Here is a 12,681-nt window from a genome sequence, read left to right on the forward strand (position 1 = left end):
TTCGAGTAATGCGAACCAAATTAGGAAAGCCGTAATGAGATTTAAAGCTGCCCTGTTTCACTTCATCGTCATTTGCGCCGCAACATTTGCCGCGGTCTCCGCCAAAGCGCAGGATCGCACCCTCCAACTCGTCGGGTTTGGCGACAGCCTGATGGCTGGTTATCAACTGCCGCCAACCGAGAGTTATACCGCGCAGCTCGAAGCCGCGTTGAAAGCCAAGGGCACCAATATTGCCATCACCAACGCCGGTGTCTCAGGTGATACCTCTTCAGGCGGCCTCGCACGTGCCGACTGGTCTGTTCCTGATGGTACGGACGGCGTCATTCTGGAGCTTGGCGCCAATGATGCGCTTCGCGGTATCCCGCCCGATCAAACGGAAAAGAACCTTGAGGCGCTCATTACCGCCTTCAAGGGCCGAAACATACCGGTCCTTCTCGTCGGCATCATGGCGCCTCCGAACATGGGTGAGGATTATGCCAATCGCTTCAACCCGATTTTCCCGCGTCTGGCGGAAAAACATAATCTCCCGCTTTACCCCTTCTTTCTGGATGGCGTGGTGCTGGATGACGCGTTGAAACTGGATGACAAGATGCATCCAAACGCCAAAGGCGTGGCGGTGATGGTGGAGAAATCTTTGCCGGCTGTCGAAAGCTTCATCACGACAATCAGTGCGCAAAAAAAATAAGCACTTGCGCCAATCCGCATTGCATGATTCGCTATGCTTGTTCTGCCAAGAGATTCGGGGAGCTCGCCATGCCGAGACTGTTTACCGCCCTCGAAATTCCGCGCAATGCGGCCATGAGCCTCTCATTGTTGCGCGGTGGTCTGCCGGGAGCCCGGTGGATCGATGTGGAGAATTATCACATAACTTTGCGTTTTATCGGTGATATCGACGGGCGAACCGCCGATGAGGTCGTTGACCGGCTGGACCGGATCGACCGTCCGGAATTCCAGATCAACCTGACCGGAATGGGGTCCTTCGGTTCAAAGAAGCCGCATTCCATCTGGGCTGGCGTTTCCCCCTCACCGGAAATGAATGCGCTGCAGGCAGAGATCGAACGAATCTGCCAGAAGATCGGTCTCCCACCCGATCCGCGCAAGTTCATGCCGCATGTGACGTTGGCAAGGTTGCGCAATTCAAGACTTGATGACGTGGTCCATTATCTTTCTGGACGCGGAAACTTCCGTACCTCTCCTTTCAGTATCGGTCGATTTGTTCTGATGTCATCGAAGGAATCGGTTGGCGGCGGCCCATACATCGTGGAGGAAGCGTTTCCGCTTCATGAAGCGCGGTCCAGTTCCAGCTTCTCGAGCAACGAGCTGCATCCCGTCAAAAGCATGTTGTAGACATTGAGAAAGCCGTCCTCGCCCCCGTAGTAGGGGTCGGGGACGCTTTTGCGGCGACCGGATGCAAAGTCAAGGAACAGATGGACCTTGTGCTTTTGCGCCTCGGGGCAGATTTGCAGCAGTTTCGAGAGATTGTTCTCGTCGAGGGGCAAGAACAAGATCGAATGTCGCGAAGTCAGCTTGCTTGACCTGTCTGGCGTGTTGTCCGGAAATATCGATGCCGTGTTTTTTCGCAATCGTTATGGAGCGCGGGTCCGGCGGATCGCCCGCATGCCATCCGCCCGTTCCGGCCGAATCCACCAAGAGCCGATCCATCACACCTTGCGCAGATGCCTGATGTGCCAAGATACCTTCGGCCAACGGAGAGCGGCAAATATTGCCCATGCAGACAAAAAGAACGGATGTGCGTTTCATAAGACCCATAAGCCGATCTGATAAACGAGGCGTCCTCCAAGCTTCCTGATGGAAGCAAGACGCCGACAAAGGAGGTTGCACCATGAAATATCCCAGACTTGAACCGGACGCCATTAAAACAGAACTCGCCAAGCTCGAAGGTTGGACGTTGCGGGAGGATGGCGCGGCTCTCGTCAAAGCGTTCAAGTTTTCCAGTTTCGCCGAGGCTTTCGGCTTCATGGCGGAATGCGCTCTCGTTGCAGAGAAGCTCAACCATCATCCGGAGTGGTCGAACGTTTATTCGCGTGTGAAGGTTTGCCTGACCACCCACGATTCGCAAGGTGTGACGGAGCGTGATTTCCTTCTGGCCGAGGCAATGCAGAAAGCTGCGGCCGGGCGAGGGAATTGAACGCCAGACTTCGGTCCCCATATAATATCGGTGACTGGAGGACCGTCGATCATGGATGATGTGAAAATCGGTGAAATTCTCCTGCCCGGCGAACCCGACAAGCAGGAAGAACGTGAGCGCGTGATCCGCGCCAAGTTCTGGCCGAAAATGAAGCGGGTGATGACAAAGGTGCCGTTCGCTCGCGACGCGGCAGCCGCCTATTACTGTGCCGTCGATCGTAGCACGCCGCTGAAGGCCAAAGGTATTATCCTGGCTGCGCTTGCCTATTTCGTCATGCCGATGGATGTGGTTCCTGATGTCCTGGCGGTCATCGGGTTTACGGATGACATTGCGGTTGTCACCGCAGCCCTTGCCATGATCCGTGCTCATATCAAGATGGAGCATTACGAGGCCGCGGACGCCATGCTGAAACGACAGCAGGAGCAAGGGTAACGCCTCTGTGATGTGCCCAATCCGCAGAGCCCGATAGCTGACAAATTCTTGCCTGAATTTGTGTGTCATACACGAAGCGGAAGGTCGTGCCACGTCCTTCCGCTCAGGGTGCTGGGAGTCGCCGATCTGTAACACCACAGGACGTTTTCGGCATTTTATGCGTGCTGTTGACGGTTTGGTAACCGCTTCCTGACCACAATGAGAAAAGACGATCCGCACCTGAAAGTGGCCGTTCTGAAAACGGAGCCCGCAGCCGCTTCGGGCCAATGGAAGATAATAACCCGGCAGGAAATTCTATGTTTGTAAGAAGTGTAGCAACCGCAGTAGCCATTTTGCTGACCAGCGTTGGCGTAGCATCTGCACAGTCGCCCACGCGTATCCAGCAGTTCAATGCATGGGGCGCGTATTCGTACAAATCGGGCAACAGCACCGTCTGCTACGTTCTGTCCATTCCAACCGCCAAGGAGCCCGCTAGCGTCGATCACGGTGATATTTTCTTCATCGTTTCGCAGCGCCCTGGCCAAAACATTTCCTATGAACCGCAGGCCATGGTGGGTTACTCGCTGAAGCAGGGCTCGAAGGTCAATGTGACCATCGACAACAAAAACTTCGTGATGTTCACCAAGGACAAGGCTGCCTGGGTTGAAAACGCTGCTGAAGAGCCGGCACTTGTTGCCGCGATGAAGGGTGGCAAAAGCATGACCGTGAAGGCAACGTCCGGACGCGGTACCGCCACCTCCTACTCCTATTCTCTGTCGGGCATTTCCGCTGCCCTGAAGCAGATCGAAAGCTGCAAGTAAGTTTTTCAGCTTCCTCAACGTTTGAAATGGCCGGTCTTCAGGATCGGCCATTTGCGTTTTTGCCGTATTGATGGTAAAGGCGCGGCAACAGGATAAGGCGGAAGCGTGTTGCGTTGTCCGCCTTTTGAATTTCACGACATGCCGACGATTTTCCGCCTTCCCAGAAGGCTGGTCCGGCGATGCATTGGATGATGGGATAGTGTGATGTCCGTAATGGAAGCCACTGCCGGACTGGCAGTCAAGACGCCACTTGTGGCCAATAGCGACCTTATGTCCGGAAAACCCTCGCTGATCGGCATGACGCGTGAGGAGATGGCGGACGCGTTGATGGAAATCGGCGTACCGCAGAAGCAGACGAAAATGCGCGTCAGCCAGTTGTGGAATTGGCTCTATGTGCGCGGTGTTTCAGACTTCGACAACATGACGAATGTCGCCAAGGAGCTTCGTGAGAAGCTCAAGGCCGCGTTTACCATTGCTCGCCCTGAAGTCGTGGAGGAGCAGATCTCCAACGACGGGACACGCAAATGGCTCCTGCGCTTCCCGCCGCGCGGTGCTGGCCGTCCTGTCGAAGTGGAAACCGTCTACATTCCAGAAGAGGGCCGCGGCACGCTTTGCATTTCCAGCCAGGTCGGTTGCTCGCTGACCTGTTCGTTCTGCCACACCGGCACGCAGCGTCTGGTGCGCAACCTGACCGCTGAAGAAATCTTGGCTCAGCTACTGCTGGCACGCGATCGTCTTGGCGATTTTCCCGATGGTTCGACGCCTGTCGGTGCATATGTTCCGAGCGAAGGTCGCAAGGTCTCCAACATCGTCATGATGGGCATGGGCGAACCGCTTTACAATTTCGACAATGTGAAGACCGCGCTGTTGATTGCGACCGATGGCGATGGCCTCTCGCTCTCCAAGCGTCGTGTGACGCTGTCGACATCCGGTGTCGTGCCGGAAATCTTCCGGACCGGTGACGAAATCGGCGTTATGTTGGCAATTTCGTTGCATGCCGTGCGCGACGATCTGCGCGATATGCTGGTGCCGATCAACAAGAAGTATCCGCTGAAGGAGCTGATCGAGGCCTGCCGCAAGTATCCCGGCCTGTCGAATGCCCGCCGCATCACTTTCGAATATGTGATGCTGAAGGATGTGAACGACAGCCTGGAAGACGCCAAGATGCTGATTCAGCTTCTGAAGGGCGTGCCTGCCAAGATCAATCTCATTCCGTTCAATCCGTGGCCGGGCACCAATTATCAGTGCTCCGATTGGGCGCAGATCGAGAAGTTTGCCGATTTCATCAATCAGGCCGGTTATGCTTCGCCGATCCGTACGCCGCGCGGGCGCGACATTCTGGCGGCCTGCGGTCAGCTCAAGTCCGAATCCGAGCGCATGCGCAAAACCGAACGTCTTGCCTTCGAAGCAATGATGATCGCCAATCATGGCGCTGACGACTGATTTTCTTGCAAAAGAAGAATTGATGGTTGCCATAGAGCTTGCGTGATTGATTTCGACTTGGCGCTTTCCTAAAGAAGGCAAAGAAACGAAAACAATCGGAGGATACCCATGCGCGCACTTATTCTGGCACTGGCGGCTGCTACCGCCCTCGCCATGCCGGCCAAAGCAGAAGACGTAACCGTTGCAGTCACCGCAATCGTTGAGCATCCGGCACTTGACGCCGCTCGTGATGGCGTCAAGGCGGCCCTCGCCGAAGCCGGTTACAAGGAAGGTGAAAACCTGAAGTTCGTCTACCAGTCCGCGCAGGGCAATCCCGGCACGGCAGCACAGATCGCCCGCCAGTTCGTTGGCGACGCGCCGAGCGTGATCGTACCGATCTCCACGCCATCCGCACAGGCCGTGGCTGCTGCCACGCGTGATATTCCGGTCGTATTTACGGCGGTTTCCGATCCAGTCGGCGCGCAGCTTGTGAAGGCGATGGACAAGCCCGGCCGCAACGTCACCGGTCTTTCCGATGCGCTGCCAGTGAACGAGCATCTGGCATTGATCAAGGAAATCACGCCGAACGCCAAGACCGTCGGTTACATCTACAATTCCGCCGAGGCTAACTCCGTTTCGACATTGGAAGTGCTGAAGGCTGAAGCCGAGAAGGCCGGTCTCAAGGTTGTCGAATCCGTCGCCACGAAGTCTGCCGAAGTGCAGGGTGCGACCCGCGCACTGGTTGGCAAGGCGGACGTGATCTACGTTCCGACCGACAACACCATCGTTTCGGCCTTTGAGGCTGCTGCGGGCGTCGCTTCCGAAGCGAAGATCCCGCTTTATGCCGCTGACACGGATTCGGTTGCGCGCGGTGCCATTGCGGCTCTTGGCTTCAACTACTTCGACGTCGGCAAACAGACCGGTGCCGTCGTTGTTCGCATCCTCAAGGGTGAAAAGCCTGGCGACATTCCGGCTACGGTTGCTGTTGGTACCGATCTTGTTCTTAACAAGACCGCCGCTGAAAAGGCTGGTGTGACTTTCCCGGAAAGCGTCACGAAACGCGCCACCAAGGTCATCGACTAATCCCTGCGGGGCCGCTTTAAAGCGGCCCTTCTGCTATCCCCAGCCGCAACGGTTTCTTGTGCGGCGGGTAAACCAAGGACTTTTCTTGTGAGCCAAATCGCTTTCTGGGGTGCCGTCGAGCTTGGGCTGGTTTTTGCCTTTGTCGCTATCGGCGTCTATCTCGCTTTCCGCGTGCTCGATTTTCCGGACCTGACGGTCGACGGATCGTTCCCGCTTGGGGCTGCTGTCGCGGCGGTGCTGATCATTGCCGGATTGAACCCGTGGCTTGCCACGGGTGTTGCCATGCTGGCGGGCGCGGCGGCTGGCATGGTGACGGCGCTGTTGAATGTCCGTTTCAAGATCCTCAATCTTCTCGCCTCGATCCTGACCATGATCGCGCTTTTCTCCGTGAACCTGCGCGTCATGGGCAAGCCAAATGTGGCTCTGCTCAACCAGGAAACGGTTATCGAACCGTTCTACGGGCTCGGTGTTTCCGAATACCTGGTTCGGCCGCTGTTCGTTGGTGTACTGGCGGTGGTCGTCGTCATCATTGTCTGGCGTTTTCTGGAAAGCGATGCGGGCCTTGCAATGCGCGCTACCGGCGCCAATGCCCGCATGGCGCGGGCGCAAGGCGTGAAAACCGGCAATCAGATCTATCTTGGCATGGCGCTTTCCAACGCGCTCGTAGCGCTGGGTGGAGCACTGTTTGCCCAGACCAACGGTTTCGCTGACGTGACATCCGGCGTCGGCACGATCGTCGTTGGCCTTGCCGCCGTCATCATCGGTGAAACGCTGTTTGGTTCGCGTGGCATTCTCATTGCCCTCATCGGTTGTGTGTTTGGTTCGATTGCCTACCGTCTGGCTATCCAGCTCGCGCTTTCGAGCGATGCGCTGGGCCTGAAAGCCTCCGATCTCAATTTCGTTACAGCCGTGCTGGTCGCCGTTGCGCTGATCTTGCCGCGTCTGCGCCGGGGAGCCACATCATGATTTCGCTGTCCGATATTCAAGTCGTGTTCGGCAAGGGGACGCCCTTGCAGAAACAGGCGCTGGCGAAGATTGATCTGACCATCGAAGAAGGTTCCTTCGTGACGGTCATCGGTTCGAACGGCGCGGGAAAATCCACGTTGCTCGGCGTGCTGGCTGGCGATGTCCTGCCTACAGCGGGAAAGGTCACGATTGGCGGTGTGGATGTGACACGCAAGCCGACGGCGAGCCGGGCCGGTCAGGTGGCACGTGTCTTCCAGGACCCGTTGGCAGGCAGTTGCGGTGTTTTGAGCATTGAAGAGAACCTTGCTCTGGCAGCGGCACGCGGCAAACTGCGCGGGCTGATGCCGGCGCTTGGCGGTGGACGCCGCGACTTCTTCAAGGACCGTATTGCCTCGCTCGGTCTCGGTCTTGAAAATCGCCTGAAAGACCGGATGGATTTGCTGTCTGGCGGTCAGAGACAGGCCGTTTCGCTTGTTATGGCAACCCTTTCGGGGTCCGATGTCCTGTTGCTTGACGAGCATACGGCCGCGCTCGATCCGGGGATGGCGGAATTCGTCATGGAACTCACCCGCAAAGTGGTGTCCGAGCGCAAGCTGACGACCCTGATGGTGACGCACTCCATGCGCCAGGCGCTCGACTATGGTGACCGTACGATCATGTTGCACGCCGGCGAGATTGTCCTCGATGTCTCCGGCGAAAGCCGCAAGGGCTTGCAGGTTGAAGATCTGATCGAGATGTTCCGCAAGATACGCGGACAGAAACTGGATGACGATGAGCTGTTGATCGGCTGATGGATTAAAAGGCGCTCCTCGTAGCGCCTTTTATTTTGCCTGTGTCAGGAAGATCTTGACGGCGAACAGCGAGAAGACACCGGCAATCGTGTAATCGAGCCCGCGCAGGACCTTGCGGTTGCTTTGCAGCCAGCTCGACAGGGAATCCGCCGCAACCACAATGCCGATACCGATCGGAAGCGCGACAATGATTGACCAGATGCCAAGAAAGATCAGTTTGCCGGTGACGTGAGGGTCAGAGGCGCTGACGAATTGCGGGAGGAAGGTCATGAAGAAAATGATGACCTTGGGGTTCAGCAGGTTCACCCATATGCCGTTCAACAGGGCAGACTTCAGGGACGCCTGAGGTTTTGCGCCCGTGGTCTTCACCATCACGAAATCAGAACCTTTGCGGATTGCCTGAATGGCCAGCCAGACGAGATAGGCGGCCCCACCAGTCTTCAGAACCATGAAGGCGGTTGGTGACGCAACGATCAGTGCTGCGACGCCGAATGCGACCAGCAGGGTGTGTACCGTAATGCCGATGTTGGAGCCGACAAGGGTCACGAAACCGGCCTTCCGGCCTTCCCGCAGGGATCGGCTGATCCACAACGTCATATCGGGGCCGGGTGTTACGGCCAGAAGCAGGATGGCGATGGTGAATGCAGCAAGAGTTGGCAGGCTTGGAACGAAATCCATCACGGCACCTGAAAAACTGGAGATGCCGTTGATTAACGCGATTTCGCGCTTCTGCCAATGCTTTTGAATCCTAGGGAAGAGGACCACCTGCCGCACTTTTCAAGGCGCGGCAGGTTCGAAAAATCAGTTCTTGAGGAACGTTGTAAATTCGGCCGAATACTCCGTATGCCAGCGCGACAACGGCGGGCGGTTCTGAACGATATCGTAGGCGGCCCACAAAATGCGTTTTTCGTCCGTCGGGCGGTCCACCTCTCCGTCTGGGCAAAGAATATAGAAATCGCCATTACCAAGACTGTCGACCATGAAATCGACCGTCTGTTCGGCCGTCCATGCACCTGAGGGTTTTTCCGTTCTGCCATTGGCGGTCAGACCGGTGAAAACAAATCCCGGGATGAGCAGATGCGCAGAAACAGCGCTGCTGGCGATATTCCGCAATTCATGTTGCAGCGCCTCGGTGAAGGCTTTTACGCCGGCTTTCGATACATTGTAGGCGGGATCGCCGGGCGGCGTGGTGATGCCCTGTTTCGAGCCGGTGTTGATGATGAGCGACGGCTCAGCATGCGCGACCATACCTGGACCGAAAACCCGACTGCCGTTCACGACGCCCATCAGGTTGACGTTGATGATTTTTTCCCAATTGGCCTGTGGGCCGAAGATCGCACTTCCCGGCTGAATTCCGGCATTGTTCATCAGAACATGTACGCGCCCAAACCGCTGGATGACGGCACGTTCGAGTGCTTCAAGTTCATCGAGCTTCGATACGTCGGTCGGAACGGCGACAATTTGGGCCTCGCCATCCTTGGATAGCTTGAGAACCTCGGCATGTGCCTCGGCAAGCTTGTCTCCATCCAGATCGGCGAGCACGACGCTCATGCCGAAGCCGGCAAACTTACGCGCCGCAGCAAGGCCGATGCCTGACGCGGCGCCGGTAATGACGGCAACATTGTCTTCCTTGAATGCTGGGTGGATGATCGTCATCGGTTTCTCCTTCCCGTCGTTTCCTGCTGTTTCCAGCGGCTTGCAACGTTTCTTGAGCCCTGAGTGGCTTCATTCACGCTCTCTGTTTTGCGTCCGTCGATGTTACGGCGCGAAACACATAATGCATGTGACAATTCCTTCGTTCCAGCCCCCATTCAAGCTTCGGCCTGCCCAGCCGTACCGTTCCCCGGGTTTCGGTTCTCCAATTCTTTGTTTTGGCGCATGTCTTTTTGGGAAAAGCGCTTCACACCTTCGGGGTTGCACTGTAAAAGTGCCGAAATCCCAAGGAAATGGCGGCATGCCCCATGCCGCCATCATGCAGATGGACATCACTATGGCACTCCCGAAAGACGTAAAGAAAGTCGTTCTTGCCTATTCCGGCGGTCTCGACACCTCGATCATCCTGAAATGGCTTCAGACGGAACTCGGCGCGGAAGTCGTCACCTTTACGGCTGATCTCGGCCAAGGTGAAGAACTTGAGCCTGCGCGCAAGAAAGCCGAGATGCTGGGCATCAAGGAAATCTTCATCGAGGACGTCCGTGAAGAGTTCGTGCGCGACTTCGTCTTCCCGATGTTCCGCGCCAATGCCGTTTATGAAGGTGTCTATCTGCTCGGCACATCGATTGCCCGTCCGCTGATTTCCAAGCACCTTATCGACATCGCCAAAAAGACAGGAGCTGACGCGATCGCGCATGGCGCGACCGGCAAGGGCAACGACCAGGTTCGTTTCGAACTCTCTGCCTATGCGCTCAACCCGGATATCAAGATCATCGCTCCGTGGCGCGACTGGTCGTTCAAGAGCCGTACCGATCTCCTGAAATTCGCTGAAGAGCATCAGATTCCGGTTGCCAAGGACAAGAAGGGTGAGGCGCCTTTCTCCGTGGATGCCAACCTGCTGCACTCGTCTTCCGAGGGCAAGGTTCTGGAAGATCCTGCAGTGGAAGCGCCGGAATACGTGCATATGCGCACCATCTCGCCGGAAGCCGCTCCGGACAAGGCTACCGTTATCAAGATCGGTTTCCGCAAGGGCGATGCCTGCTCCATCAACGGTGTTGAAATGTCGCCGGCAACCCTGCTTGCCACGCTCAACAACTATGGCCGCGAAAACGGCATCGGCCGTCTCGACCTCGTTGAAAACCGTTTCGTCGGCATGAAGTCTCGCGGCGTTTATGAAACGCCCGGCGGCACCATCCTGCTTGCCGCACATCGCGCCATTGAATCCATCACGCTCGACCGCGGTGCTGCTCACCTCAAGGACGAGCTGATGCCGCGTTATGCCGAGCTTATCTATTACGGCTTCTGGTTCTCGCCGGAGCGTGAGATGCTGCAGGCGCTGATCGACAAGAGCCAAGAGCATGTCGAAGGCGAAGTGACGCTGAAGCTCTATAAGGGCAACGTCATGGTAACCGGCCGTGAAAGCGAAAAGTCGCTGTATTCTGACGCTCTGGTAACCTTCGAAGACGACCACGGCGCCTACGACCAGAAGGATGCAGCAGGTTTCATCAAGCTGAACGCGCTGCGCCTTCGCACGCTAGCAAAGCGCAATCTTCTCGGCTGATCGTCGAGACGATTTTGGGATTACTACGTCAGCCCGCGGATCTTCTGGTCCGCGGGTTTTTCATGCGCTCTTTTTGGAGATGACGCGGAAGGCGATGTAGCTCGCGACGGCAGTGAACTCCATGACGGGAATGATGATACCGAAGCTCGTCAGCGGCGAATTGATCAGCGAGGCGGCTGCTCCACCGATAAAGCCAGAGCCAATCTGAATGAAGCCCATCATGGCCGACGCCGATCCGGCAATGTGCGGGAAGGGGGCCAGTGTTGCGGTGACCATAGAAGGGGTGAGCAGCGCGATCCCTACGGTTGCTACGGCAACCGGCCCCATGATGGATAGGAAGGACGGCGGCAGGAGAAACACCGAGAGCATGATGAGAAGCCCGCCCGTGCCTGAAAAACAGAGGCCGAGAACGGTTGAATGCCGATCCCCGAGCTTCGGTGCGATGTAGCGCAGGGCGATCGAGCCGAAGAAATAGGAGCCGGATTGCATCAGCATGCCGACACCAAAGGCTGTCGGCGACAGGCCGACATCCTTGATGAGGATGAAGGCCAGCATGGTCGCTTGCGCATAGAGGGCGCCAATCGAGCCACCGAGAACGAGTGCACCCAGCAGAAAGCGTGGTTGCCCCAGCAATTCCCGATAGGCGGAAAAAAGTCGCGTCGGCCGTATGCGGCTTTTGTCCGGACTTGTTGTCTCCCGGAGGTAGAAAACAACCGATAGAATGGCGATGACGCCAAGGCCGGCCAGCAGATAGAAAATTGATTGCCAGCCGAAAGCGGCGAGCGACAGGCCGCCGATCGTCGGGCCCATTGCGGGGCCAATGGCAAGCATGATGCCGATGAGGTTCATGATGCTGGAGGCTTCGGCGCCCGTAAACTGGTCACGCACAAAGGCACGGGCAACGGTCATGCCGACGGAGGCGCCAATCCCCTGTACCAGACGCGCCAGCAGCAAAAACTCGATCGTCGGGGCAAGAATGGCGAGCACACTACCGAGCAGAAAGATCGACAGAAAAATCAGGCTTGCCGTGCGCCGTCCGAACGCATCAGAGGTAGGACCGGCAATCAGTTGTGCCAAGGCAAATCCCGCGAAATAAAGCGAGAGGCTCATCTTCACAGCGGAGTCCGTCGTGGCAAAGCCGTGCACCAGCTCCGGCATGGCCGGGGTATAGATCGCCATGGAGATCGGGCCGAGTGCGGTCAGGAGCGCGCCGAGCATGGCCGTGCGCCGCCTGGACATGATGGTTTTTGATGACATGTCTTACTGACCGCTCTGGGACGGCTGTTCCGGTTGAAGATTTTCCCGAAGGGCCTGAAGGCAATTGCGGAATGTAGCGATGTCGGCTTCGCTCAAACCCTGCGTGGCCTGACGCAGAAGCTGGTCGATTTCCTGCCTCACGGCTTTCAGCATCTCGTCTGCATTTTCCGTCAGCACGATGCGCTTTGACCGGCGATCATTCGGGTCCTGCTGGCGCTCGACGAGATCGAGAGACTGAAGTTTGTCGATATAGGCACATATCGTCATGGGCTCGATACCAAGACGTGCGGCGATGTCGGATTGCTTGCTGCCGTCGATGATGGCAACCGTCAGCAGCGCCCTCGCTTCGCCGGGTGTCAGTCCAAGACCGGCATCGGCGATGCGGCGCTCAAAAGCTGTATTCAACAGGCGTGCGCTGCTGTTGAGCAGAAAAGCCAATGAATCTTTTTCGAGTTTCGTGCCCATGATCCGCCTTTTCGTAAGTCAGCCTTACTAAAATCCCGGCGACAATCAATGGCATATGACAGATTTTGTCGTAAATGGACAAAGTATTTCCCGACCCGGTCA

At 56.8% G+C, this 12,681-nt stretch carries 14 protein-coding genes and 1 pseudogene; 10 read left to right on the forward strand and 5 right to left on the reverse strand.

Annotation, left to right across the window (positions count from 1 at the left end; genetic code table 11):
- Positions 1-34 precede the first annotated feature (34 nt).
- Entirely contained in the window at positions 35-685 is a 651-nt protein-coding gene (locus HWX89_RS03240; protein WP_138795268.1) for an arylesterase, read from the forward strand.
- A gap of 68 nt (positions 686-753) precedes the next feature.
- Positions 754-1,347 carry an RNA 2',3'-cyclic phosphodiesterase gene (gene thpR / locus HWX89_RS03245; RefSeq protein ID WP_138795269.1) on the forward strand — a complete coding sequence of 198 codons (594 nt, stop codon included), beginning with the start codon at positions 754-756 and terminating at the stop codon, positions 1,345-1,347.
- On the opposite strand, the pseudogene HWX89_RS03250 reads toward thpR, so the two are convergent.
- Positions 1,281-1,761: pseudogene (locus HWX89_RS03250) on the reverse strand (low molecular weight protein-tyrosine-phosphatase). The gene thpR and the pseudogene HWX89_RS03250 overlap by 67 nt on opposite strands.
- A gap of 82 nt (positions 1,762-1,843) precedes the next feature.
- On the opposite strand from HWX89_RS03250, the gene HWX89_RS03255 reads away from it, so the two are divergent.
- The 7 genes from HWX89_RS03255 to HWX89_RS03285 all read left to right on the forward strand — a co-directional run bounded on the left by HWX89_RS03255 (position 1,844) and on the right by HWX89_RS03285 (position 7,643).
- Entirely contained in the window at positions 1,844-2,149 is a 306-nt protein-coding gene (locus HWX89_RS03255; protein ID WP_138795270.1) for a 4a-hydroxytetrahydrobiopterin dehydratase, read from the forward strand.
- 51 nt (positions 2,150-2,200) lie between these two features.
- Entirely contained in the window at positions 2,201-2,581 is a 381-nt protein-coding gene (locus HWX89_RS03260; RefSeq protein ID WP_138795271.1) for a YkvA family protein, read from the forward strand.
- Positions 2,582-2,877: 296 nt separating this feature from the next.
- Positions 2,878-3,381: an invasion associated locus B family protein gene (locus HWX89_RS03265; RefSeq protein ID WP_138795272.1), complete on the forward strand. Its 504-nt coding sequence runs from the start codon at positions 2,878-2,880 to the stop codon at positions 3,379-3,381.
- A 204-nt stretch (positions 3,382-3,585) separates the two neighbouring features.
- Positions 3,586-4,824 carry a dual-specificity RNA methyltransferase RlmN gene (gene rlmN / locus HWX89_RS03270; protein WP_178340606.1) on the forward strand — a complete coding sequence of 413 codons (1,239 nt, stop codon included), beginning with the start codon at positions 3,586-3,588 and terminating at the stop codon, positions 4,822-4,824.
- 108 nt (positions 4,825-4,932) lie between these two features.
- The gene (locus tag HWX89_RS03275) at positions 4,933-5,886 is read left to right on the forward strand and encodes an ABC transporter substrate-binding protein (protein WP_138795273.1); all 954 of its coding nucleotides are present in this window, start codon (positions 4,933-4,935) and stop codon (positions 5,884-5,886) included.
- An 87-nt stretch (positions 5,887-5,973) separates the two neighbouring features.
- Entirely contained in the window at positions 5,974-6,852 is an 879-nt protein-coding gene (locus HWX89_RS03280) for an ABC transporter permease (RefSeq protein ID WP_138795274.1), read from the forward strand.
- The gene (locus HWX89_RS03285; RefSeq protein ID WP_138795275.1) at positions 6,849-7,643 is read left to right on the forward strand and encodes an ABC transporter ATP-binding protein; all 795 of its coding nucleotides are present in this window, start codon (positions 6,849-6,851) and stop codon (positions 7,641-7,643) included. Before HWX89_RS03280 ends, HWX89_RS03285 begins: the two co-directional genes overlap by 4 nt.
- Positions 7,644-7,673: 30 nt before the next feature.
- Here HWX89_RS03285 and HWX89_RS03290 read toward each other — a convergent pair whose 3' ends face one another.
- Complete coding sequence (locus tag HWX89_RS03290; protein WP_138795276.1) at positions 7,674-8,321, reverse strand: LysE family translocator; 648 nt, start codon at positions 8,319-8,321, stop codon at positions 7,674-7,676.
- 123 nt (positions 8,322-8,444) lie between these two features.
- Positions 8,445-9,299 (reverse strand): SDR family NAD(P)-dependent oxidoreductase, encoded by an 855-nt coding sequence (locus HWX89_RS03295; RefSeq protein WP_138795277.1) that lies wholly within the window; start codon positions 9,297-9,299, stop codon positions 8,445-8,447.
- A gap of 334 nt (positions 9,300-9,633) precedes the next feature.
- Between HWX89_RS03295 and HWX89_RS03300 the strand changes: the two genes are divergently transcribed.
- Positions 9,634-10,857 carry an argininosuccinate synthase gene (locus tag HWX89_RS03300; protein WP_138795402.1) on the forward strand — a complete coding sequence of 408 codons (1,224 nt, stop codon included), beginning with the start codon at positions 9,634-9,636 and terminating at the stop codon, positions 10,855-10,857.
- Between the two features lie 60 nt (positions 10,858-10,917).
- Here HWX89_RS03300 and HWX89_RS03305 read toward each other — a convergent pair whose 3' ends face one another.
- Complete coding sequence (locus tag HWX89_RS03305; RefSeq protein ID WP_178340607.1) at positions 10,918-12,114, reverse strand: multidrug effflux MFS transporter; 1,197 nt, start codon at positions 12,112-12,114, stop codon at positions 10,918-10,920.
- Positions 12,115-12,117: 3 nt separating this feature from the next.
- Positions 12,118-12,579 (reverse strand): MarR family winged helix-turn-helix transcriptional regulator, encoded by a 462-nt coding sequence (locus HWX89_RS03310; RefSeq protein ID WP_138795279.1) that lies wholly within the window; start codon positions 12,577-12,579, stop codon positions 12,118-12,120.
- Between the last annotated feature and the right edge of the window lie 102 nt (positions 12,580-12,681).

Origin of the sequence: Rhizobium sp. RM (assembly GCF_013390595.1) — a bacterium.
Taxonomy (GTDB): Bacteria; Pseudomonadota; Alphaproteobacteria; order Rhizobiales; family Rhizobiaceae; genus Agrobacterium.